The organism is Bacillus carboniphilus (assembly GCF_039522365.1).
Lineage (GTDB): Bacteria > Bacillota > Bacilli > Bacillales > JC228 > Bacillus_BF > Bacillus_BF carboniphilus.
Genome location: NZ_BAAADJ010000050.1, coordinates 1 through 23,639 on the forward strand (window position 1 = coordinate 1; position 23,639 = coordinate 23,639).

The window sequence follows — 23,639 nt, forward strand, 5'->3', positions numbered from 1 at the left end:
TCCTGAGCCAGGATCAAACTCTCCATAAAAGAAAGATTTGAATAGCTCATAAAATAAAAATTGAATTAACGTTGACGTTTTTCTTTGTTCAGTTTTCAAGGAACAAGGTTACTGATTATATCCAGTAATACCTTCGTGCTGTTACTCAAAACAGCGACTTTATAAATATAACACATATCGTTGTGTTAAGTCAACAAGTTTTTTTAAGTTTATTAACTTCTCACTTTGCTTGTCCTTTTCTCAAGGACGAATGCTATGATACCATCCTTTCCTTTATCGTGTCAACCGGATTGAATATTTTGTTTGTAGTAAATTTATTCCACTCTATGTATGAAGGCATTTACAAAAGTGTGTACACTTTCTATACATTACAAAGGTTGTAATCGCAACCCTATCATCATAAAGAAAACTGACCCATAATACTGGTCAGTCCCGATTTCCGCTCTCTGTTTATACCGGTATAACCCAATAGTCTATAGCAGCTAGTGCAAGAACCCCAGGAATACCTAGAAAACCAGAAAGTGCTGAAGTAACTAGGTTAATTGGTACGTGTACTCCAAATTGTCCTCCAATGGTGTTAAGAAAGAACAAGAACAGAGCACCTATAAGAATTTTAACGAACCCGCTTCCTATATACTTTAGAGGTTTTATAGAAACTCCTGTAAACAGTAGTAGTACGATTAGAACAACCACACCTGCAATTATCCAAACCGAGTCCATTCCATCATCTCCCCAGAAAAAGCTTGTACTATAGAGTATTAGGAAGGGAATCGGTTTAGAACTCATTTCTATTGATTTATTTAATTCTTACTTTCCTTTTTTTCGCTTCGTTCAATAGTGAAAAATAGACAGCCTCCGCTGTGTTAGCTTGCTCTATTAGCTCCATACTTGGTTCAAAGCTTTTTTGTACAAAGACTCTTTGTTGTTCCCAGAAGATCTTTGCTTCCTGTAAATCCTTCACTAACTTTTCATCATATTCTTTCTTTAACCAACCTTTACGGCGAAATAACACGAGAGCGCCCCCTTACCCTCAAAAAAACTATAGTTCTCTTCTTCCTTCTAGTGCCCTAGAAAGAGTTACCTCATCTGCATATTCTAGGTCGCCTCCCACTGGTAATCCGTGTGCAATTCGCGTTACCCGAATTCCCGTTGGCTTCAGCAATCTAGAAATATACATAGCTGTTGCTTCTCCTTCAATATTAGGGTTTGTTGCTAGAATAACTTCTTGGATGGTTTCATCCTGTAACCTTTTCATGAGAGTAGCTACGTTAATATCTTCTGGTCCTATTCCATCCATCGGAGAAATAGCACCGTGAAGAACATGGTATAAACCATTAAATTCTTTCATTTTCTCCATAGCAATAACATCTTTGGCATCTTGGACCACACATACGATGCTTCTATCGCGACGAGTATCTTCACATATATAGCAGGGATCTCGATCTGTAATATGTCCACATACCGAACAATGTGTAAGTTTCCTTTTCGCATCAACGAGCGCACGTGCAAAATCTAACACACTGTCTTCTTTCATATTTAATACAAAAAAAGCCAGACGAGCGGCCGTCTTAGGACCGATACCTGGCAATTTCATAAAACTATCGATGAGTTTAGAAATCGGTTCTGGATAATGCATGTATATTACTCCTCAAATTAGAACATTCCTGGTAAATTCATACCTTTTGTAAATTGTCCCATTGTTGAATTAGTTAGTTCATCCGCTTTTTTCAATGCATCATTGGTAGCAGCTAATACTAAGTCTTGTAACATTTCGATATCTTCTGGGTCTACAACTTCTTCCTTAATGTTTACTTCAAGGATTTCTTTGTGTCCAGAAACAATGACAGTCACCATTCCACCACCAGCTGTTCCTTCTAAACGCTTTTCTCCAAGTTCCTCTTGAGCTTGTGCCATTTTCTTTTGCATTTTTTGCATCTGCTTCATCATGTTTTGCATATTACCCATTCCACGCATGTTAAGTCCCTCCATTTATTCCTTTATACTAATTATTTTTTCATCGAAAATCTTTTTTGCTTCCCCATCCAGTTGGCTTTGCTCCTGCACTTCCTCATCATCTTCAACTTCATTACCTTCTTCTCTTTGGCGCCTAATAAAATCTTCTCGAATGCTTAACCATTCTTCCTCAGGTACACCAATTGGCTCATAGTTTGATCCTGTAAGAGATTGAAGGATTGTTTGAATGGCAGGCGTAAACTCTGGATTATCCATTGCCATTTTACAATGAATTTCATATTTGAATTTTAACACAAAAGTGTTAGGAGAAGCTGCAACAGGTTCAGCATCTGCTAATAAAGCAGCTTGTGAACGTTTTTGTTGTTTTCCTAACTGCTCAATCAATTCTCCCCATGAACCTTTTAATTTTTGTATATCTGATTTTGTTGCATTTTTCAATACATCAACAATTCTACCAGTTGGGATGTGCAAGGTATTTTTGGCACGTGGTGCACGTCTACTAGCTGATTGAGTTTGTGGTCCTTGGGATTGTTGGTTGTCAGCGACCTTTACTCCGTTTTGTTTTATCAAATCTAATTCACGTTTTAATTGTGTAATTTGGCTAACTAAATCTTGTAAATCAATTTGCTCCTCGAGCCGCAACTCTTTTTTGAGCTGACAAAGCTTGATTAGTGCAACTTCTGTATAGACACGAGGATGATTGGTCCATTTCATATCTTGTTGTGCTTGGTTTAGTATATGAATAATTTCATAAATGATATCAGAGCTAATGTCTGAAGCTATTTCTTTAAATCTTTCAGATACCACAATAGTTTTATATACATCATCCACATCTGGTGCTGCCTGGTATAAAAGAAGATCACGCATAAATAAAAGATAATCCTCTATAAACCGAACAGGATCTTTACCATTTTCGAGAAGCTGTTCAAGGAGTTCTAGTACAGCTGAAGTATTTTGGTTCATAACTTCTTTTGTAAGAGTCTCAAATAGTTCTTGAGAAACCGATCCTGTTACAGAAAGGGCATCATCTACGGATAATTGATCATCACTAAATGAAATAGCTTGATCTAGAAGACTTAATGCATCACGTAGACCACCTTCTGCCGCCCTTGCGATAATGGGTAATGCTAACGAGTCATATCTCCATTCTGAGCTTTCCAGAATGAATTTCATTCGATCGACGATATGGTCAATGGTGATTCTTTTAAAATCAAATCTCTGACAACGAGAAATGACAGTTGCTGGTATTTTGTGTGGTTCAGTAGTGGCCAGTATAAAAATAACATGTTGAGGCGGTTCTTCTAATGTTTTTAACAGGGCATTAAAGGCACCTGTTGATAGCATATGAACTTCATCAATGATGTAAACTTTAAAAGAAACCGAACTAGGTGCGTATTTGACCTTATCCCGGATGTCGCGTATCTCTTCAACTCCGTTATTAGAAGCTGCATCAATTTCAATTACGTCCTGAATTGAACCATCCATAATTCCTAAGCAAGAAGAACATTCATTACAAGGCTCTTTACTTGGACCATTCTCACAGTTTACTGCTTTTGCTAATATTTTGGCAGCACTTGTTTTACCAGTCCCTCTTGGACCAGAAAACAGATAGGCATGTGAAATCTTATTTTGTAGAAGGGCGTTCTGTAAAGTTCTTGTCACATGCTCTTGTCCTACTACATCTTGGAAGCTTTGTGGTCTCCAAACGCGGTATAATGCTTGATAGCTCATCGGTTCGCCCCCTTACGTACACACTCTTTTTTATTATACCTGAATCACTAGTGGGATTCATCCTTGAATCCTCTCATTTTATGTATATGCAAAAAAAACACCCACATCTGGGTGTTCTGTTTGTTTATAGTTTAAATGCCGTGCACCTTTCCTTCGTCTGTATCTCATAGGCGTTACTCAAGCAGTTAGCTCGGTTCAGGTAACCCTACGGCACATGAGAGGTTCCACTTAATGCTGCTTCCTTCCGGACCTGACATGGTTCGTGGATTCTCATTGCGTAGGACCCAAACGTCAACACCACTTACTTGAGGCAGACCCTACAAGAATACAGCCTCAGGAAAGGGATTCGGCCTCGCTAGAGCGGATTGCGAGTACAGGGCACCGCTACCTCCCCGCTTAGCACGGCAAAATTGCTACCAATTTTTAAGTGCGTCAATGACGACGCATAACCAAGTATACATAGATTTACGTAAAATTGCAATGGTTTCACATTGTCAATTCCTGCCTACATTTCCTGTCCATCCTTTAATTTACGCTTCTCTTCCTTTTTTCTTCTTCTTAATTCTTTAAAAAAATCGGTTAACAACTGACCACATTTTTCTTCCATCACACCACTTACAACCTCACATTGATGATTAAACCGTTCATCGTTAAGTAAGTTCATAAATGTACCGGCACAACCCGCCTTAGGGTCTTTTGCTCCGTAAATCACTTTTTTCACCCGTGACATAACGAGTGCCCCTGCACACATAGGGCAAGGCTCAAGTGTGACATACAACTCGCAATCCTCAAGTCTCCATGTCCCTAATTCTCTACAGGCTTGGTTGATCACTAGGATCTCAGCATGAGCTAATGCGTTTTGATCCGTTTCGCGATGGTTATGGGCCTTAGCAATAACTTGGTCGTTTATAACGAGTACCGCTCCAATCGGAACTTCTCCTATTTCTTCCGCTTTTTTAGCTTCTTCTATAGCCATACTCATAAAGTACAAATCTCGATCCATTGTTAAAACATCCTTATCTTTAAGCTTTCCATATACACCATAATACTTATATTGGAACAAAAAAAACAGTCTAACTAAGCAGACTGTTATGCTTCTACATTTTTAAATTGAGAAATCACCAATTTCCAAGCTACAATTTAATGCTTTGGAAATTTGTGTGAGGCTGGAAAGCTGTGGATCAATAACACCTTGTTCTATTTGCATAAGTGTTTCTGAATCTACCCCAGTTAGTTGTGCTAGGTCTTCAATATCAAGACCTTTCATCGTTCGCGCTTGTAAAATCTGTTCAGCAATTGTATTCATATTCCATTGCCTCCTTTTATGTAAGCGTTTTCTAGTTAAAGAAATTATACTATGGGTTGAGATTGTTTTCAAGATTCCGACAAATTTATGTGAGAAAAAGGCTACCTAGTCAGTAGGTAGCCTTACTCCCGTTAATAACTTCCTTTTCCTTTTTCACCTTTAACAATAGCAATACCAGCACTTGCCCCAATTCTAGTTGCACCAGCTGCAATCATTTTTCTTGCCGTATCAAGATCTCTTACACATGCTGAAGCTTTTACTCCCATTTCTGGGCCAACAGCTTCTCGCATTAAAGCAATATCCTCTGGTGTTGCACAACCAGGTCCAAAGCCAGTAGAAGTTTTGACAAAGTCTGCTCCAGCCATTTTGGATAGCATACAAGCTTTCTTTTTCTCTTCTTCTGTTAAATATCCAGTTTCGATAATAACTTTTACAGCAGCTTGACCTTTACATGCAAGGACAACCCCTTCAATATCCTTTTTAACTAGCTCATATTCACCTGATTTCAATGCCCCAATATTGATGACCATGTCAATTTCGGTTGCACCTGAGGCAATGGCATCACGAGCTTCAGAAATTTTAGTGAAAGTACTAGTTGCACCAAGTGGGAAGCCAACAACCGTTGTTATTCCGACCTTACTTCCCTTTAATTCCTTTGCAGCTGTACTAACCCAAAATGGATTCACACAAACTGTGGCAAACTGATATTCTTTTGCTTCTTCACATAATTTGATAATTTGCTCTTTCGTACTATCTGGTTTTAATAATGTATGATCAATCAGTCGGGCAACCTGTGGGCCAGTAATAACACTATTCACCATAAAGGACGTCTTCTGTTCCATGTGATTAGGTGTTTTTCCACCTTTATCTTCATTGCTATTCGAAATTTGTGCCATTACTTCCTTTGTAATTTGTTTGACTAGTAGTTCCATGTCCAACTGAAATCACCTCCGTTTAAAAGTTAGTGTCTAAGTAGTCAACAATCCCTACAATAATTGCATCGATGGCTCCATCTGGCTTTTTTAAGATGTCACGGGCAGATCCACCCTCTTCTAAAACAAGAACAATGTCTCCGATGCCTGCCTGAGCCGAATCAACTGCAATAAATGAATCACCGATTACTTTTCCCTTTGTATCTATTGGTTCTACAATCATTAGCTTCTGTTGGTTATGACTTGGTGTTTTTATAGTTGATACCAAGTTTCCTATTACTCTTGCAATTTTCATTATTAAGCTTGAGGAAGAATTTTTTCTATATCTGAGTGTGGTCTAGGAATTACGTGAACAGATAAAAATTCCCCTACACGACTAGCTGCTTCTGCTCCTGCTTCAGTCGCTGCTTTTACCGCACCTACATCACCACGAACCATCACTGTAACTAAACCTCCGCCAACTTGTACTTTTCCAAGCAAGGTAACATTTGCTGCTTTTGTCATAGCATCTGCCGCTTCAATTGCTCCTACTAATCCTTTTGTTTCAATCATTCCTAATGCATTATTCATGAGTTATTCCCCCTATTTTTTTATATGATAATGGTCGATAATCCCCATAATTCCAGCATCCGAGGCTGTTAATTCCTGGTCTAAAGGAAGTGAGGACTCCTTACTTTTGGCAAGATAAACAAGATCTCCTTCTCCTGATTGACGAATGGTATCAATCGCAATGACAGGTTTCCCTTTCGGTTCTAAATGGTCGTTTAACGGTTGTACAACTAATAACTTTAAACCTTTTAGACTCTCATCCTTTTGCGTACATACCACATTCCCAATCACTTTGCCTACGTACATTTACATGACCCGCTCTCTCGCTTAATAAAACGACTTTCGACTTCCATAATTTTTGTTACACGGCGGTCATGTCTACCTCCTGCAAATGGTGTTTCCAGCCAGGTTTTAACCATCTGTAGGGCTAATCCATCCCCTAGCATTTGTCCACCAATGGATAACACATTTGCATTATTATGCTCACGACTATTGGTAACAGAAGAAAGATCCCAACAAACAGCCGCACGTACGCCAGGTATTTTATTGAGAACCATCCCACTTCCAATTCCAGCACCATCAATCATGATTCCAACGTAATCTGGGTGTGTAGCAACACATTCACCAACTAGAAAAGCGATATCTGGATAGTCCACAGACTCTGGTGTAGTACAACCAAAATCAATATAGGTATAGCCTAATTCAGTTAACTGACCTTTTATCTTCTCTTTAAGCTCAAACCCACCATGATCACTACCAATTGCAACCTTCATTGGTCACTCTCCTTTCTGTTCAAAATTACTTTTAATAAACGCTTGAGTAATGCCTATAAATGAATCAATTTGTAAGCTAGCTCCTCCAACGAGTGCACCATCAATATCCGGCATCGCACTATATCCACCTGCGTTTTCAGGCTTTACTGACCCACCGTATAGTAATCGCACAGAACGAGCAATTGCACCGATGTGATTTACTAATAGAGAACGAATTTGTTGATGAACCTCTTGTGCCTGATTAGGTGACGCTGATTTTCCTGTTCCTATTGCCCATACTGGTTCATAGGCAATCACTAACTTTGAAAAATCATCTACCCCTGTTAAGGCTGCGAGAATTTGGTTTCTCACTACTTCTTCGGTTTTCCCCTGTTCTCTCTCTACTTCGGTTTCACCTACACAAAGAATTGCGCTTAACCCATTGTTAATAGAGTGCTGAATTTTCTTTTGTATATCCTGATCTGTCTCACCTATAGCTCTTCTTTCAGAGTGACCGATAATGACATACTTACAGTCCATATCGAGTAACTGTTCAGCAGAAACGTCACCTGTGTATGCCCCACTTTCTTCACCATGTACATTTTGTGCACCGATTGAATATTGACCAATACTCGAATCTAACAAATGTAAATATGGATAAGGTGGGCATATCACAACCTCTATTGGAAGTTTTTCTGTTTCAGCTAGACCTTTTAAAAAGTCCAATGTAGTAGCCTTTGTCATATTCATTTTCCAATTGGCTACAACTAGTGGGGGTCTATCATTACTATTTTGTAAAAGGCTATGAACCTTCTCTCTTACAATGGTTTCTATGAAACTTCTAATAACAGTATCTGACATTTGTTAATTCCTACTTCGCTTTCGGTAAAATCCCTTCTACTTCACTATTTGGTCTAGGAATTACATGAACAGATATAAGTTGTCCAACTCTTCCAGCTGCTTCAGCTCCCGCTTCAGTAGCAGCTTTTACTGCTCCAACATCTCCGCGTACCATTACACTTACTAAGCCTCCGCCAACTAACTCTTTTCCAACAAGCGTTACATTTGCTGCTTTAACCATTGCATCTGCCGCTTCAATAGCTCCTACTAAACCTTTAGTTTCAATCATTCCTAATGCTTCTCTCATATTATTATTTCCTCCTTGATTGTCATCTTTTTTATTTGTTTTCTTTCTAGCACGTGTAGCTTTTGTTTTCGTTTCTTCTGTGTTTGTGTGTTCTGACGATTGATCTGCCATGTTAACACCCTCACTTTTTATAGAATTCTAAACCCATCAACTAGTACACACCTACGTTGTCTTGTGAAAGTTCTAGCTGAGGTTAACCCCTCACCAGTTGGTCCCGCTATTGTTAAGGTTGTAAATCCTTCTGCATTATATCCTAGCCCAGAGTAGGATGGACCATTCTTCACAAAGATAGTGGCTTGAATTTCACGTGCCATCTTTGTAAGGTTTGTAACATTTTGTGAATGCATAATAGCTGTATGACGATTCCCTTTTTCAGCCTTAACAGCTAAATTGATAGCCTCGTCAACATTTGCTACTTTTACAATAGGTATGATTGGCATAAGCATTTCGGTTGTAACAAGCGGGTGATCGGACTTCGTTTCTGTTATGATTAGCTTCACGGATTCATCCACTTTCTTACCGATTGCTGAAAGAAGTACTGAAGCATTCTTCCCAATGTAATCTCGATTAGGATAGTACTTTCCATCCTGTTCAACTAGTAACACTTTCAATAGCTTTTCTAATTCAAAGCCTCTTAGCTCAATGGCTCCATTTTTGACCATCTCTTGCTTCAGTGTATTAGCGACCTTCTCTACAACAAAAACTTCTTTTTCAGCTGTACAGAGGACGTTATTATCAAAACTAGCTCCATTGACAATATCTTTTCCTGCTTTTTCAATAATAGCTGTCTCATCTACTACCACCGGTGGATTACCAGGACCCGCTGCTACTACCTTCTTACCTGTTTTCATCGCAGCTTTTACAACAATTCCACCACCTGTTACTACAAGGACTCGAATCTCTGGGTGCTCCATGACTTCCTTACTTGTTTCTAAGTTAGGAGAAGCTACTGCTGTCAGTACATTTTCTGGCCCACCAACAGAAACGATTGCTTCATTTAACAGTTGTAGAGTACGTAATGATACTTTTTTGGCACTTGGATGAGGGTTAAAGACAACCACGTTACCTGCAGCCACTAAAGAAAGACTGTTGTTAATGATTGTCGCAGCTGGATTGGTTGAAGGTGTAATAGATCCTACGATTCCAAACGGTGCGTATTCTACAAGCGTTAACCCATCATCACCTGTGTAAGTTGTGCTAGTTAAATCTTCCACTCCAGGTGTTTTAATTGCTGCTAGCAGGTTTTTGGCAATTTTATCTTCAACACGCCCTAGCCCCGTTTCCTCAACCGCTAATTGAGCTAGTTCTTCTGCATGGTTTCTGCTTGTTTCTCTCATCGCTTGTATCATTTTTTTTCGAAGTTCGAGTGAAACCTTTCGCATCTCTACTTCTGCATCTTTTGAAGCTTCCACCGCTTCTTCAACAGTTTGGAATACTCCAGACCCCAATTGAACGGTATTTTCTGTGTTAAGACTTAAAGGACTATGCGCATGGGTTAGCTGTCCAAGAACTTGTTCTACTAGCTTTTCAATTTCTTTTTCACTAATTTGCATTTATTCTCCCCCCTTTAGCTTTTCTCAAAGGTTCGTTTACCTTCAATTTCGATTGTGTCAATGATGCCAATAATGGCAGCATCAACAGGAGTCCCATTTGTAATTTGTGTTTGTCTTGCGGAACTCCCACTAACCACCATCACAACCTCTTCTAGACCAGACCCAACCGTATCAATGGCTACGACTGGTTTTCCATCAGGTTCGATATTTACTAAATCAAGAGGCTGTACAATTAATAGCTTTTTCCCTTGTAATTTCTCTGCCTTAGAGGTGGAGACAACATTTCCAATTACTTTACCTATGATCATTTTTTTACTCCTCTTGTTTTATTGAAATTCCTAATTCTCTTGCATAATCTTTACACATAGGAGTAATGAGACTATTTTTTGGTACTTTTAAAACTTTCTCACCTTGTTTTACTGTTTCTTCAATATGTTTAGCTAGGACAACAGGACGGTTCTGCGATAGGTCTTCTTCGAAGTATGTATCAAGCCAACTCGACATATCACCTAGCATGATTAGTTCTATTTGGCCTTCTCTTAGTTGTTTTAAGTAGTTTTGTAGTTTTCTAGAAACTGAATGAGGCATGGTTATATTTTGAGTACCTCTTGGGAAACAGTAATCCTTAGCAAGTACAACCTTCTTACCATTCAATTGCATCTGAATAGCAATCCACATCTCCAAAGTGTCATCGATAAGTAAGGCTAGCTTAGCAATCGATGCGTAGCTTGGGTTGGCTAAAAATAACACATCCGCTTTCTGCATACTTGTCTTTATTTCTTCAAGATTTTGGTCCTGTAGAGGTATTTTCTTTTGATTGCCTAAGTCCTTAAAATACGGAGACCAAACATCTGAATAACAGATGGTAGTTTCATATTTTATAGAGAGTATTTTAACTGCATCTAAAATTTGAGCCCGGTCTTGGTTGTTATGACTTTCCAATACAATTAACAAGGAGTTTGGTTTAAAGACTTTTCTCTTATTAGTGACATACTCTGAAACTACTCTTCGGACTACTTTTTCTATCTCTTCCCTCATTGGCATCCCCCCTTTATTTTAAAAGGATATACATGAAAGCTAAGGTAAGATTGTCCCTAATTGTCCATTCTGAATTCCTGCCGCATTAGCTTCATCCATATCGATGTGCATCTCCAATTTATATTTTGGAGAGACTCTGATGAGCACATGGTCGAAGGTGACGGCTCTTGGTCCCTCTACTTTCACTTGTACTCTCTGGTTATTTTCTACTTGTAGAGAAAGGGCATCATCTGTATGCATATGAATATGCCTTGCAGCACATATTAACCCTTCTTTTAAGGAGAGCTGCCCTCTTGGACCTTGTATGGTAATTCCAGGACTTCCTTTGATATCACCTGAGTCACGAATAGGAGGATGGATACCTAACGTATAACCATCATAAAGGGAGATTTCCACTTGTGTATCACCTCTTGATGGACCTAGTATCCGAACTTTTTCAATCCTTCCTTTTGGTCCAATTAGCGTTACAGTTTCTTGACCCGCAAACTGCCCTGGCTGAGATAAGTCCTTCATCTTCTTAAGCTGATATCCTTTACCAAAAAGCCTTTCTACATGCTGTTGGGATAAATGGACGTGTCGATTGGAAACCGCTATTGGAATCAGCTTTTCTTGTTTTTTTCCTAACATTTGCATCGTAATGGTTCGAACTAAATTCTGTATTTCTTTTTCATCCAATTTGCTGTTCCCCCTCCTCCATTTCTAACAATGCTTGAGCGGTATGTTGATCCGTTATTAGTACATTAGGAAAACGGCCAATTAACGCTCCATATATCCCTTCGACCTTTGATGCTCCGCCCGCTATCAAAATACTATGCCGCTTGTCTCTTAAATCTACTAAATCAATCCCAATCGTTCTTTTGTTAATCTCCTCGTTGCATATTATTCCGTTCTGATTAAAAACCCGTGAACAAATATCTCCTACAGCATGATGTTCCTGTAACGAAGAAAGATCTTCAGTTGTAAAATATCCTGCTTTATAAAGTGTGGATTGTTCATTAAATTCACCTACAGTAAACAGAGCAATATTACATTGTTTTCCCAAATCTAAAACTCGCTTTATATGTCTGTCAGACCGAATGGCCTCTGCTACTTTAGGGTGATCAAAAATAGCCGGTAATGGTAGAAAATGTGGAACTGTATGAAAGGCTGAACTTATAAAATGAAGAATGTCAGAAGCATAGGTGTTTGTTTCCGAGTAGCTAACGCCTCCGTTTAATTGAACGACTGATACACCTTTTACGTTTTTAGGCTTTACATGTTGTGCTACCTCATAAAGGGTGGTCCCCCATGTAGTACCGATAACATCCCCATTTTGAACAATATCACCTACATACACTGCGGCTGCCTTTCCTAGTTCCGTTTTCACAACATCTGCATGATAGTCCGGAACAGGAATGACCAAACAATCCTTCAAGGAGAACTTCTTCTTAACGAGTTCTGCTAACCTTTCACTTCCCTCTGTCTGATCCAATATTTTTATTTGAACAATCCCCTGTTCTTTAGCTTGTTGAAGCATTCGAGATACAGAAGGTCGAGAAATGCCTAGTTTCTCTGCAATTTGTTGTTGACTAAGTTCAAATTGATAGTACAGCTTGGCAACCTCAATCAATTTGCTTAGTTTATCTTCACTCAATGGAATGTCTCCTTAATATGATAATTTGTTAACCTTCTCATGAACATTTGTTCAAATCCAGTATAAAACTTATTTTCAAAGTATTCAATACCTTTTTGTAAACGGTTTCTAAAACAAATAGTAGGAAGTTGGAAGAAATGTAATCACTCTAGAGACCATCACATATAGTAATGTAGAAAAATAAAAGGAGGAGAGCCTTTTGCAAATCCATGTAGTCCAAGAAAATCAATCACTATTTGGGATTGCTCAAGCCTACAATTCTACTGTTGATGACATAATTGAGGCCAATGAGCTCCCTAATCCCAATCAGTTAGTCGTAGGACAAACACTTGTCATTCCAATTGTCGGAAGATTTTACTGGGTTCAACCTGGTGATTCTTTATACTCTATAGGACAAAAATTTGGTATACCTGCTCAACAAATCGCATCTATTAACCGAATTCAACTTAACCAACCTCTTCAAATAGGAGCAAGACTTTATCTACCAGACCCCCCTAAGAAAAGTGGTGAATTCAACGCCTATATCGAACCACGAGGAGGTAGTGTTTCCGAAGCACTGGTACAAAGTGCACAAGAAGCTGCTCCCTATTTAACTTATCTTACCCCTTTTAGTTTCGAAGCATTAAGGGATGGTAGTTTGAAAGAACCACCATTAGACAACTTTATTGGTATCTCCAATCAAAATAATGTAATAGCCGTTATGGTTATCACGAACAAAGAAAATGACCAATTTAATGATGAGTTAGGGCGGATCCTATTAAATGATATGGATGTCCAAAACCGTTTCCTCAACAACATTGTGGAAACCGCCCAAAGATATGGGTTTAGAGATATCCATTTTGACTTTGAATATTTGCGACCAGAGGATCGGGAGGCATACAATAACTTTTTAAGAAAAGCTAGGGACCGCTTTAAACAACAAGGATGGTTTATTTCAACAGCCTTAGCTCCTAAAACAAGTGCCACTCAAAAAGGTCGATGGTACGAAGCTCATGATTATAAAGCTCATGGGGAAATTGTGGACTTCGTTGTTATTATGACGTATGAATGGGGATACAGTGGAGGGCCACCAATGGCTGTTTCACCAATTGGTCCTGTACGTGATGTATTAGAATATGCCGTTACGGAAATGCCTTCTCAAAAGATAATGATGGGGCAAAATTTATATGGGTATGATTGGACACTCCCATACCAAGAGGGAACGATTGCTGAGGCTGTGAGCCCACAAGAAGCCATCGAAAGAGCTGTTCAATATAACGTCCCTATTCAATATGACAATGAAGACCAAGCTCCTTTTATCAATTACACAGATAATGAAGGGAAAGATCATATTATTTGGTCTGAAGATGCAAGGTCCATTCAAGCTAAATTTGACTTAATTAAGGAATTAAATTTACGAGGAATGAGTTATTGGAAGTTAGGTCTTTCTTTCCCTCAAAACTGGCTTTTAATCGTGCAGAATTTTGATGTGGTAAAAAAATAGATTTTTAACAGAACTCTAGCTACAGAGTTCTGTTTTTTAGTTTGCTTGTAATGTAGTATAAAAAACTTAATTATATTCACGTCACTTTTACCTATCTAGCTGTGTTAAAATATATGGTATGCTATCCAGGTAGCGTAACACTATATATAGATTATGACCCCTGAAGGAGTGAGTACTAGTGGATTTTTCCTCCACACCCTTTATTACAGTGGAAGGCCCCATTGGTGTTGGGAAAACCTCGCTTGCAAAAGCTATATCAAACGCCTTTTCTTATCACATCCTCAAAGAAATTGTGGATGAGAACCCTTTTCTTGGTAAATTTTATGAGAATATAGATGAATGGAGCTTTCAAACGGAAATGTTTTTCCTTTGTAATCGATACAAACAATTAGAAGATATCCAATCAAAATATCTCTCTCAAAATAAACCGGTTGTATCCGATTACCATATCTTTAAAAATATGATCTTTGCTATGCGAACTTTAAAGCCTCATCAATTTAATAAATATGAGGAAATATATAAAATTTTAACGCATGATATGCCTACACCGAATGTGGTCGTTTATTTACATGCAAGCTTAGAAACACTTCTTCATCGCATTCAAATAAGAGGAAGAGCAATCGAAAAAAATATTAGTCCATTATACTTAGAACAGCTTACATTGGATTATGATCAATTTATGGACGAGTTCCAGATACAACACCCCGAAATTCCTGTTATTCGAATCGATGGGGATGAACTTGATTTTGTTAAACGTCCAGACGATCTAAACGTTATACTTTCCAAATTACAAACAACATTGAATGAAGGAGTATTTAATCATGAACCTGCGAGATAAATATGGAATCCCAAGCAACGGAGTGATTACAATAGCAGGAACAGTCGGTGTTGGTAAATCAACGATGACTAAATCACTGGCCAAAGCATTAGGATATAAAACTTCGTTTGAAAAGGTAGATACGAACCCATACTTGGACAAGTTCTATGCAGACTTTGAACGATGGAGTTTCCACCTACAAATCTATTTCCTTGCTGAACGTTTCAAAGAACAAAAGAGAATTTTCGAATATGGCGGTGGTTTCGTCCAAGACCGTTCCATTTATGAAGATACTGGCATCTTTGCTCGTATGCACTATGAGAAAGGCACAATGAATCCAGTTGACTATGAAACCTATAAGAATCTATTTGACGCCATGGTGATGACACCTTATTTTCCTCACCCTGATGTACTGATTTATATTGAGGGTTCACTGGAGGATGTGATTGAAAGAATCCGTGAACGTGGACGTCCGATGGAACAACAAACACCAATTGAGTACTGGGAAGAAATGCATAAGCGTTATGAAGATTGGATCAACAGCTTCAATGCATGTCCAGTCCTTCGTTTGAATATTAACGACTATGACCTTATTAACAATGAAGAGTCAATCGAACCAATTGTTGAACGTGTTAGTCACTTTATGAAGCAAACGCAATTATTAAAATCTTAATTCTCTTATAGGAAAAGCACCTAGTCACTAAGTCTAGGTGCTTTTATTATGTAAAAAAAAAGACTGTAACCAGTTGGCTACAGTCAGCTTCGGACAATTTATTCTCCAATAAATGTTTGCGTGTGATTTCATAGTCGAAAAATATGGCGGAGGAAGAGGGATTCGAACCCCCGCGCGGTTTGACCCGCCTGTCGGTTTTCAAGACCGATCCCTTCAGCCGGACTTGGGTATTCCTCCATTTCGTTCGACAAGATGTATAATATCACAGATTCAAAATTAGTGTCAACAAAATAGAAGAAGTCTTAAAATTAAGAGATTTGTGTAAGTTAAACACCTTGTTCATAATAGTTGGTTCAACGGATAGTAGCAAAAAAAAAGACCTCAGGCAAGCCCAAAGTCTTTTGGTTATTACTTAATGACATCTACATTTCTCATATATGGACGAAGAACTTCAGGAATGATAATGGTTCCATCTTCTTGTTGATAATTCTCTAAAATAGCAGCTACAGTTCTTCCAATCGCCAAGCCAGATCCATTTAATGTATGAACATGTTCTGGTTTTCCTTTTGGATCACGACGGAAGCGGATATTTGCACGACGAGCTTGGAAAGCTTCGAAGTTACTGCAAGAAGAAATTTCACGGTATGTGTTATAGCTTGGAATCCAAACTTCAATATCATACTTCTTCGCTGCTGTAAACCCAAGATCAGCTGTACACATGCTCATTACTCGATATGGTAACCCAAGTAATTGCAATACCTTTTCAGCATGCCCTGTTAAATTCTCAAGCTCTTGATAAGAATCTTCAGGCTTTACAAACTTAACAAGCTCTACCTTGTTAAATTGGTGTTGACGAATAAGACCACGAGTATCTCTTCCAGCTGAACCCGCTTCAGAACGGAAGCATGCACTATAAGCCGCATAGTTGATCGGTAATTCCTCACCATTTAAAATCTCATCACGATGTAAGTTTGTTACCGGTACCTCTGCTGTTGGAATCAGGAAGTAATCTTCACTTTCGATCAAAAAAGCATCCTCTTCAAACTTCGGTAACTGCCCAGTTCCCGTCATACTCGTTCTGTTTACCATATAAGGTGGAATAACCTCATTATACCCATGCTCTTCAATATGAAGATCTAACATAAAATTCATTAAAGCTCTTTCTAGGCGTGCCCCTAAACCTTTATAGAAAACAAAGCGGCTACCGGTTACTTTTGCAGCTCTCTCAAAATCGAGTAGACCTAGATCTGTCGCTAAATCCCAGTGAGGTTTTGCTTCAAATTCGAAGTTTCTTGGTTCTCCCCACTTTCTAATTTCTACGTTGTCATCTTCCGTTTCACCAATTGGTGTACTCTCATGAGGAATGTTTGGAATAGACAATAATAAATTTTCTAAGGTTTCTTCCACTGTTCTTAACTCTTCATCTAATACTTTAATGCGATCTCCAACTTCACGCATTTCCTTGATTAAATCATCAGCATCTTGCTTTTCTTTCTTTAACTTTGCAATTTGTTGAGACACTTCATTTCTTTTACTTTTCAATTGTTCTGCCTCAACAATCAATTCACGACGTCTTCCGTCTAAGTCTTCAAACTTACCTAAGTCACTTAAATCTTCTCCACGTTTTTGAAGCTTTTCTTTTACTTCTTCAAAATGGCTACGTAAAAACTTAATGTCTAACATGCTTCTTCCTCCAAATTTAAATAGTATAAAAACAAACAAAAAACTCCCGTCCCTAATAAAAGGGACGAGAGTCTATTCCCGCGTTGCCACCCTAGTTGAAAGCGTATGTGCTTCCCACCTCGATACGAATAACGGCTCGATACCGGGATAACTTACTACGACAAAAAGTTCGATTCGGTTATCCACTCGAGGATGGATTCGCACCATTTGTTCACTGGTTTCCACCAACCACCAGCTCTCTATTAGAACAATAGGGTGTTACTATTTCCTCTCAACGCTTTACAGTCATTTTAATATTAGTAAATGTACTACAATTATGAACGGCTTTCAACCATTTTATGCAAGATTCTTATATTCCTGTACCATCCCAACAAAATACTTCGTCAAACGGTGATCATCGGTTAGTTCAGGATGGAAGGAACAGCCTAAATATTGACCTTCACGCGCTAACACGATTCTACCATCGTATTTAGCCAACACTTCTACATTTTCCCCCGCATCGACAATATGTGGAGCTCTGATAAATACAGCAGGAAAATCATTTGCGACATCCACAATGGAAAGCTCAGTCTCAAAGCTATCCTTTTGGCGGCCAAAAGAATTTCTTTCTACTTTTACATCCATTACGCCTAAGTGTGGTTGATCATAATCGACGAGATGATTTGCTAACAGGATTAAGCCAGCACATGTTCCAAACATAGGCTTACCAGAAGCGGCAAATTCTTTTAAAGGCTCCATTAGCTCATAGACATCAATCAACTTACGCATGGTTGTACTTTCACCGCCTGGGATGATCAGACCATCTAAATCAGCTAATTGTTCAACTTTTTTCACTGCAACAGCTTGCTCTCCACATGCTTCAATAGCACGAATATGTTCAATCACTGCTCCTTGTAGAGCAAGTACTCCAATTTTAAGCATGGATCAAACTCTCCTTACCAGCCGCGATCTTGCATACGATTTTCTGGGGCAAGTGTTGAGATTTCTAATCCCTTCATAGCAGAACCTAAACCTTTAGAAACCTTCGCAATTAACTCATAGTCTTGATAATGAGTAGTTGCTTCAACAATAGCTTTTGCAAATTTTGAAGGGTTGTCTGATTTAAAGATACCAGAACCAACAAATACACCATCTGCCCCTAACTCCATCATTAGTGCAGCATCAGCAGGTGTTGCAATTCCACCAGCAGCAAAGTTCACAACTGGAAGACGACCACGTTTTTTAATATCTAGTAAAATTTCGTATGGTGCACCTAAGTTTTTCGCTTCAGTCATAAGTTCATCGTCATTCATACTTACTATTTTACGAACTTGAGCATTCACTTTTCGCATATGACGAACAGCCTCAACAATGTTACCTGTACCTGGTTCACCTTTGGTACGTAACATAGAAGCACCTTCGCCAATACGACGAGCGGCTTCACCTAGGTCACGACAGCCACAAACAAATGGAACCGTGAATTGATTTTTTAGTAAATGAAATTCCTCATCTGCAGGTGTTAAAACTTCACTTTCATCTAGATAATCCACACCCATTGATTCCAGCACGCGTGCCTCAACAATATGACCAATACGTGCCTTCGCCATAACCGGAATAGAAACAGCATTCATTACTTCTTCTACAATACGAAGATCAGCCATACGGGCCACACCGCCAGCAGCTCTTATATCGGAAGGAACACGTTCAAGTGCCATAACGGCTACTGCTCCCGCTTCCTCTGCAATTTTCGCTTGTTCTGCATTGACAACGTCCATAATAACGCCGCCTTTTTGCATTTCAGCCATACCTCTTTTAACTCGATCAGTACCTGTTTTCATATGTATGTAAGCCTCCCCGAACATATTTACAATGGTAGTATACACATAATATCATACACTATTATACATGAAGAATATAGCATAAAAGGGACTGGTATGAGCAGTCCCTTTTATTACGTATTAAAACCAACCTGTTATTGTATCAACAATCGTAGAAAATAACCCACTGAAGAAATCGCCAATGCCTCTCATGAGTAAGACAAACCAATTTGCCTTTTCAACCTGTTCTGTAGTTATAACAGGTACCTGAATGGTTTGATTACCTTCATCTGTTATGAAACCAGATGGTCCTTCACCTGTATACTCTACAGTTACATATCCAACCACTTCACCTTTTTTAACAGGTGCAGTAAGAGACTCTTTTTCCAGTACTAATTTTGGTTGATACAGTTCTTCCTCTCCATTTCGAATCATCATAGAAATAGGGGTTTCAGTAGCAACTTGTACTGAATCTTCTTTCCCTTTTTTCACTTCAATAGAATCTTGACCTTCAGCTTGATAGCCTTCTTTTACAAGTTCTTTTGTATCGAAGTTTGAGAAAGCGTAATTTAACAAGGTTTCTGTCTCAGAAAATCGAGCTTCTCTTGTATCAGTCTTCATAATGACTGAAATGAATCTTTTACCATCACGTTTGGCAGTTCCTGTAATGGCATATCCTGCAAAATCAGTAGAACCTGTTTTTAACCCATCCATGCCTTGGTACTCATAAATAAGTCCAGGAAGCATCCAGTTAAAGTTTGTGTATTCACGACCATCTCTAAATGGAAGTCTTGGCATACTAGCCGTATCAAGAACCTCTGGATAGTCGTTAATTAAAAGATAGGCTAATTTGGCTGTGGCTCTAGCTGACATTACGTTTTCATCAGTTTCACCTGTTCCTTGCGGATGGTTTCCAAGTAGACTAGAGTTATTTAAGCCTGTAGAGTTCACAAACTTAAAATCTTTAAGACCTAATTCGGCAGCCTTTTCATTCATTAGCTTTACAAAGTTTGTTTCACTTCCACTAATCACTTGTGCCAGTGCTACAGTAGCCGCATTAGCTGAGTGAATCGCCATTGCTTGGTAAAGCTCTTCAACAGTATAAGCTTCCCCTTGTGTTAAACCAATATTGGATAAACCGGGTGCAGCTGATAATTTATGAATATATTCATCAATCGTAACTTCTTGTTGCCATGTGATTTTACCGTCATGAATAGCTTCTAATACTATGTACTCTGTGAGCATTTTTGACATACTAGCCACACCAAGAACGGTATCAGCATTTTTTTCATATAAAATTTTTCCAGTATCAGCATCTATTAACATAGCTGCTTCTGCAGTTAGGCCTAGTGGATCAGTCGCGGCTTTAGCCGTATTTTCAACACTAAAGATTGACGTAAAGAGCGTCATCCAAACGAGTGAAAAGATCATGGTGATTTTACTCGCTCTTTTCATAGTACTCCCCTCCAAAGCTTCCTCTTAAATTTCTTTGTTAAGTTTACCATAACTATGTACAAAAAAATAGACAGAGTCGATAGACCCTGTCTATTGTAAATACTAGTGGGATAGGAAAAGTTTGAAAAATTTGAGTCTTTTTTCCTTTTATTTATAGAGAATAATTTGGTGCTTCTTTTGTAATCTGAACATCATGCGGATGACTTTCTCTTAATCCAGCACCTGTAATTTTAACAAATTTTGTACTTTCACGGAGCTCTTCTAAATTCTTGGTACCGCAATACCCCATACCAGAACGAATTCCACCAATTAGTTGGTAAATGGTATCGCTTAAAGGACCTTTATATGGAAGACGACCTTCAATCCCCTCAGGAACAAATTTCTTTTGATCTTCTTGGAAATATCGGTCTTTTGAACCTTTTTCCATTGCACCAACAGACCCCATTCCTCGGTAAACTTTGAAGCGTCGACCTTGGAAAATTTCTGTCTCACCAGGGCTTTCTGTTGTTCCTGCTAATAAGCTTCCAAGCATGACAACATGTCCTCCGGCAGCTAATGCTTTCACAATATCCCCTGAATACTTTATTCCTCCATCGGCGATGATTGTTTTTCCGTACTTTTTCGCTTCACTTGCACAATCATATACGGCTGTAATTTGCGGAACTCCAACACCTGCAATAACACGAGTTGTACAGATTGAACCTGGTCCAATCCCTACTTTTACTACATCTGCACCTGCATCAATTAAAGCTTTGGTCCCCTCAGGAGTTGCTACGTTTCCAGCAATAATATTTAAATTTGGATATAAGTTTCTAATTTCTTTCACCGTATTAAGCACGCCTTGAGAATGACCATGAGCGGTGTCAATGACAATTGCATCTACTTTTGCTTGTACTAGCATTTCAACACGTTTTAACGTATCTTTTGTAACTCCTACTGCAGCAGCAACTAAAAGTCGACCTTGTTCATCTTTTGCGGCATTAGGAAATTCGATGACTTTTTCAATATCTTTAATGGTTATAAGTCCTTTTAATACTCCATCTTCATCCACAAGAGGCAGTTTTTCAATTTTATGTTGCTGAAGGATACTTTCAGCTTCTTCCACTGTTGTTCCAACTGGTGCGGTAACTAAATGTTCCTTCGTCATTACTTCGTTAATCTCTAATGAATAGTCAGCAATAAAACGTAAGTCACGGTTTGTTAGTATTCCTACAAGTTTTTGATCTTCTTCGTTATTAACAATAGGTACACCTGAGATTCTGTATTTGCCCATCAGGTGTTCTGCATCAAATACTTGATGCTCGGGTGTTAAGAAAAATGGATCAGTGATAACACCGTTCTCTGAACGCTTTACGCGATCAACTTGTTCAGCTTGTTGTTCGATGGACATATTTTTATGGATAACCCCTAATCCACCCTGACGTGCCATTGCGATGGCCATTTCCGCCTCTGTCACTGTATCCATTCCTGCACTAATAATCGGAATGTTTAACTTTAAATTTTCTGTAAGGCGAACCTCAAGATTTACATCCTTCGGCAAGACCTCAGAATGACCAGGAACTAAAAGAACATCATCAAAAGTAAGACCCTCTTTTTCAAACTTTCTATCCCACATTTTTTTAACCTCCCGTAAAAAAATATTATTTGTAGGTTATCAATTGGTCAAAATAGTGTCAAGAAGGAAAAGATAAGTTGTATTATTCAAACAATTTGGAGGGTAAGACATGAACCCAAGTTCAATATGGTCTAAAATAGACATATTTATGTCTTCAACCTTTGTTCAAAAGCAATTAAAGGGGTATTATGAAAAGCACAATATAGACCCTCAAAAAAGTTATGAAAATACATATAGATTTATGTACTTTCTTGAACAGGGAAAAGTATATTATCAACAGGCTGACATGAGCCCTATATCCATAAAGCCAACTCTTCTATTTTATGGGTTCATTCATCTAATAAAAGCATGTATCCTTCTAGTTGACGCTGATTATCCTGAGACAACTAGTGTTTTAGCCCATGGGGTCACGGCAAGGAAGAGAAAAAAGCAAAACTATTCTTTTTTACAAGACGAAATTAAAACACAAAAAAATGGGTTGTTTCCCCACATGTGTTTGAAAATGTTTCACATGAAACATCTTGAGGGAGAAAAATGGGCGATGGACGAACTTTTAAAGGAAATACCCGAAATAGGAGATTACATTGAACAACTTCTTGAAGATAAGCCAAATACACTGGTAGAGCAATCAATAAATAAAGTAATAATTCCTGATCACATTTTAGATAATTACTATGTAAGTATTGGTGGGTTCGTTCAATATTTATCAACATTTTTTGAAAGCACTTCAATCCAAACTAACTCCCAACAAAAGCAGCATCAGCTTATATTTTCAAAACCGACATTTCAAGGTGACTATGAATCTTTACCATTTCGATACCATTTAGAGAGGAATCAATATTGTTTACGAACAAAACGTACTACTCTCCAGTCTTATCCTGAACTCCTAATTCACTACTTACTTCTTTATAATCTAAGCATGATTGCAAGGTATGAGACTGATTGGTGGTGTGATTTAATTAAAACAATGCCCAACGAAGAATATCCATTAATTTCTGCTTTTTTGCAGATTACAACTATTAAAGGACCTTATTTAGTTTGGAAGTATCTTGAGGGATTATTGGATTGAACACTCAGGCTACGGGTGTACTCAATTGGTACATCCGTAGGTCTTCACTAACCGGCTCTTTATAAAATTAAGTACTTGGGTAACCGGCTTTTATTAAATTTAATGCAAGGGCCGGTTATCTTTTCGACTGCTATCGGAAATATTTAGCCACTATCAGAAAGCTTATTACCGCTATCGGAAGTTATGTCCCATCTATCAGAAAATATTGGGCCACTATCGGAAATATGTTGACCTCTATCAGAAACCATGAAGCCTCTATCAGAAAAAGTTCGTCTACATGTCCCCATCACCCATACAAAAAAGCAACCTAATCATTAGGTTGCTTCATTTTACCTGGCAACGTCCTACTCTCACAGGGGGACAGCCCCCAACTACCATCGGCGCTGAGAAGCTTAACTTCCGTGTTCGGGATGGGAACGGGTGTGACCTTCTC

At 38.5% G+C, this 23,639-nt stretch carries 28 protein-coding genes, 1 tRNA gene, 1 rRNA gene, 1 other RNA gene and 1 other annotated feature; of the genes, 4 read left to right on the plus strand and 27 right to left on the minus strand.

Annotated features, from left to right (window positions below):
• Window positions 1-450 precede the first annotated feature (450 nt).
• The 20 genes from ABDZ91_RS14840 to deoR form a co-directional block, all read right to left on the minus strand.
• On the minus strand, window positions 451-720 hold the full coding sequence (locus tag ABDZ91_RS14840; protein ID WP_343800270.1) for a pro-sigmaK processing inhibitor BofA family protein: 270 nt from the start codon (window positions 718-720) through the stop codon (window positions 451-453).
• Between the two features lie 76 nt (window positions 721-796).
• Window positions 797-1,012 carry a YaaL family protein gene (locus tag ABDZ91_RS14845; protein WP_343800272.1) on the minus strand — a complete coding sequence of 72 codons (216 nt, stop codon included), beginning with the start codon at window positions 1,010-1,012 and terminating at the stop codon, window positions 797-799.
• A gap of 27 nt (window positions 1,013-1,039) precedes the next feature.
• Window positions 1,040-1,636, minus strand: coding sequence for a recombination mediator RecR (recR, locus tag ABDZ91_RS14850; RefSeq protein ID WP_343800274.1), 597 nt, complete (start codon window positions 1,634-1,636; stop codon window positions 1,040-1,042).
• A 17-nt stretch (window positions 1,637-1,653) separates the two neighbouring features.
• Window positions 1,654-1,974 (minus strand): YbaB/EbfC family nucleoid-associated protein, encoded by a 321-nt coding sequence (locus tag ABDZ91_RS14855; RefSeq protein ID WP_343800276.1) that lies wholly within the window; start codon window positions 1,972-1,974, stop codon window positions 1,654-1,656.
• A gap of 15 nt (window positions 1,975-1,989) precedes the next feature.
• Window positions 1,990-3,705 (minus strand): DNA polymerase III subunit gamma/tau, encoded by a 1,716-nt coding sequence (dnaX, locus tag ABDZ91_RS14860; RefSeq protein WP_343800278.1) that lies wholly within the window; start codon window positions 3,703-3,705, stop codon window positions 1,990-1,992.
• A 138-nt stretch (window positions 3,706-3,843) separates the two neighbouring features.
• Window positions 3,844-4,110: signal recognition particle sRNA large type (ffs, locus tag ABDZ91_RS14865), an RNA gene on the minus strand.
• 100 nt (window positions 4,111-4,210) lie between these two features.
• On the minus strand, window positions 4,211-4,708 hold the full coding sequence (tadA, locus tag ABDZ91_RS14870; RefSeq protein ID WP_343800280.1) for a tRNA adenosine(34) deaminase TadA: 498 nt from the start codon (window positions 4,706-4,708) through the stop codon (window positions 4,211-4,213).
• Between the two features lie 102 nt (window positions 4,709-4,810).
• Complete coding sequence (locus ABDZ91_RS14875; protein WP_343800282.1) at window positions 4,811-5,011, minus strand: helix-turn-helix domain-containing protein; 201 nt, start codon at window positions 5,009-5,011, stop codon at window positions 4,811-4,813.
• Window positions 5,012-5,142: 131 nt separating this feature from the next.
• Window positions 5,143-5,832, minus strand: coding sequence for a deoxyribose-phosphate aldolase (gene deoC / locus ABDZ91_RS14880; protein ID WP_343800318.1), 690 nt, complete (start codon window positions 5,830-5,832; stop codon window positions 5,143-5,145).
• Window positions 5,833-5,965: 133 nt separating this feature from the next.
• Complete coding sequence (locus tag ABDZ91_RS14885) at window positions 5,966-6,238, minus strand: EutN/CcmL family microcompartment protein (protein ID WP_343800284.1); 273 nt, start codon at window positions 6,236-6,238, stop codon at window positions 5,966-5,968.
• A 2-nt stretch (window positions 6,239-6,240) separates the two neighbouring features.
• Window positions 6,241-6,513: a BMC domain-containing protein gene (locus ABDZ91_RS14890; RefSeq protein ID WP_343800286.1), complete on the minus strand. Its 273-nt coding sequence runs from the start codon at window positions 6,511-6,513 to the stop codon at window positions 6,241-6,243.
• 12 nt (window positions 6,514-6,525) lie between these two features.
• Window positions 6,526-6,798, minus strand: coding sequence for a EutN/CcmL family microcompartment protein (locus ABDZ91_RS14895; RefSeq protein WP_343800288.1), 273 nt, complete (start codon window positions 6,796-6,798; stop codon window positions 6,526-6,528).
• Complete coding sequence (locus ABDZ91_RS14900; RefSeq protein WP_343800290.1) at window positions 6,789-7,265, minus strand: RpiB/LacA/LacB family sugar-phosphate isomerase; 477 nt, start codon at window positions 7,263-7,265, stop codon at window positions 6,789-6,791. Before ABDZ91_RS14900 ends, ABDZ91_RS14895 begins: the two co-directional genes overlap by 10 nt.
• Before the next feature lie 3 nt (window positions 7,266-7,268).
• Window positions 7,269-8,105 (minus strand): triose-phosphate isomerase, encoded by an 837-nt coding sequence (tpiA, locus tag ABDZ91_RS14905; RefSeq protein ID WP_343800292.1) that lies wholly within the window; start codon window positions 8,103-8,105, stop codon window positions 7,269-7,271.
• A 10-nt stretch (window positions 8,106-8,115) separates the two neighbouring features.
• The gene (locus tag ABDZ91_RS14910; protein WP_343800320.1) at window positions 8,116-8,391 is read right to left on the minus strand and encodes a BMC domain-containing protein; all 276 of its coding nucleotides are present in this window, start codon (window positions 8,389-8,391) and stop codon (window positions 8,116-8,118) included.
• A 128-nt stretch (window positions 8,392-8,519) separates the two neighbouring features.
• Window positions 8,520-9,944: an aldehyde dehydrogenase family protein gene (locus ABDZ91_RS14915; protein ID WP_343800293.1), complete on the minus strand. Its 1,425-nt coding sequence runs from the start codon at window positions 9,942-9,944 to the stop codon at window positions 8,520-8,522.
• 14 nt (window positions 9,945-9,958) lie between these two features.
• Window positions 9,959-10,252, minus strand: a complete 294-nt coding sequence (locus tag ABDZ91_RS14920; protein WP_343800294.1) for a EutN/CcmL family microcompartment protein — start codon at window positions 10,250-10,252, stop codon at window positions 9,959-9,961.
• A gap of 4 nt (window positions 10,253-10,256) precedes the next feature.
• Entirely contained in the window at window positions 10,257-10,982 is a 726-nt protein-coding gene (locus tag ABDZ91_RS14925; protein WP_343800295.1) for a hypothetical protein, read from the minus strand.
• Window positions 10,983-11,021: 39 nt separating this feature from the next.
• Window positions 11,022-11,657 (minus strand): phosphate propanoyltransferase, encoded by a 636-nt coding sequence (locus ABDZ91_RS14930; protein WP_343800297.1) that lies wholly within the window; start codon window positions 11,655-11,657, stop codon window positions 11,022-11,024.
• On the minus strand, window positions 11,650-12,615 hold the full coding sequence (deoR, locus tag ABDZ91_RS14935; RefSeq protein WP_343800299.1) for a DNA-binding transcriptional repressor DeoR: 966 nt from the start codon (window positions 12,613-12,615) through the stop codon (window positions 11,650-11,652). The genes ABDZ91_RS14930 and deoR overlap by 8 nt, the downstream gene beginning before the upstream one ends.
• Window positions 12,616-12,814: 199 nt before the next feature.
• On the opposite strand from deoR, the gene ABDZ91_RS14940 reads away from it, so the two are divergent.
• The 3 genes from ABDZ91_RS14940 (at window position 12,815) to ABDZ91_RS14950 (ending at window position 15,588) form a co-directional block, all read left to right on the plus strand.
• Complete coding sequence (locus ABDZ91_RS14940) at window positions 12,815-14,098, plus strand: glycosyl hydrolase family 18 protein (protein WP_343800301.1); 1,284 nt, start codon at window positions 12,815-12,817, stop codon at window positions 14,096-14,098.
• Between the two features lie 178 nt (window positions 14,099-14,276).
• Window positions 14,277-14,936, plus strand: a complete 660-nt coding sequence (locus tag ABDZ91_RS14945) for a deoxynucleoside kinase (protein WP_343800303.1) — start codon at window positions 14,277-14,279, stop codon at window positions 14,934-14,936.
• A complete protein-coding gene (locus ABDZ91_RS14950; protein ID WP_343800305.1) occupies window positions 14,920-15,588 on the plus strand; it encodes a deoxynucleoside kinase in 669 nt (222 codons plus the stop codon). Before ABDZ91_RS14945 ends, ABDZ91_RS14950 begins: the two co-directional genes overlap by 17 nt.
• 144 nt (window positions 15,589-15,732) lie before the next feature.
• Here the strand turns inward: ABDZ91_RS14950 and ABDZ91_RS14955 are convergent.
• The 6 genes from ABDZ91_RS14955 to guaB all read right to left on the minus strand — a co-directional run bounded on the left by ABDZ91_RS14955 (window position 15,733) and on the right by guaB (window position 22,137).
• Window positions 15,733-15,825 (minus strand) — tRNA-Ser (locus tag ABDZ91_RS14955).
• Window positions 15,826-15,996: 171 nt separating this feature from the next.
• Window positions 15,997-17,271, minus strand: coding sequence for a serine--tRNA ligase (gene serS, locus ABDZ91_RS14960; RefSeq protein ID WP_343800307.1), 1,275 nt, complete (start codon window positions 17,269-17,271; stop codon window positions 15,997-15,999).
• 57 nt (window positions 17,272-17,328) lie between these two features.
• Window positions 17,329-17,555, minus strand: a binding site (T-box leader).
• Window positions 17,556-17,607: 52 nt separating this feature from the next.
• Window positions 17,608-18,192 carry a pyridoxal 5'-phosphate synthase glutaminase subunit PdxT gene (gene pdxT / locus ABDZ91_RS14965; protein ID WP_343800309.1) on the minus strand — a complete coding sequence of 195 codons (585 nt, stop codon included), beginning with the start codon at window positions 18,190-18,192 and terminating at the stop codon, window positions 17,608-17,610.
• 14 nt (window positions 18,193-18,206) lie between these two features.
• Entirely contained in the window at window positions 18,207-19,088 is an 882-nt protein-coding gene (pdxS, locus tag ABDZ91_RS14970) for a pyridoxal 5'-phosphate synthase lyase subunit PdxS (protein ID WP_343800310.1), read from the minus strand.
• Window positions 19,089-19,208: 120 nt separating this feature from the next.
• Window positions 19,209-20,522: a serine hydrolase gene (locus ABDZ91_RS14975; RefSeq protein WP_343800312.1), complete on the minus strand. Its 1,314-nt coding sequence runs from the start codon at window positions 20,520-20,522 to the stop codon at window positions 19,209-19,211.
• Between the two features lie 151 nt (window positions 20,523-20,673).
• Window positions 20,674-22,137: an IMP dehydrogenase gene (gene guaB, locus ABDZ91_RS14980; protein WP_343800314.1), complete on the minus strand. Its 1,464-nt coding sequence runs from the start codon at window positions 22,135-22,137 to the stop codon at window positions 20,674-20,676.
• Between the two features lie 109 nt (window positions 22,138-22,246).
• On the opposite strand from guaB, the gene ABDZ91_RS14985 reads away from it, so the two are divergent.
• The gene (locus tag ABDZ91_RS14985; protein ID WP_343800316.1) at window positions 22,247-23,206 is read left to right on the plus strand and encodes a YaaC family protein; all 960 of its coding nucleotides are present in this window, start codon (window positions 22,247-22,249) and stop codon (window positions 23,204-23,206) included.
• Window positions 23,207-23,537: 331 nt separating this feature from the next.
• Here the strand turns inward: ABDZ91_RS14985 and rrf are convergent.
• Window positions 23,538-23,639: ribosomal RNA gene (gene rrf, locus ABDZ91_RS14990) — 5S ribosomal RNA — on the minus strand; the annotation flags it as partial.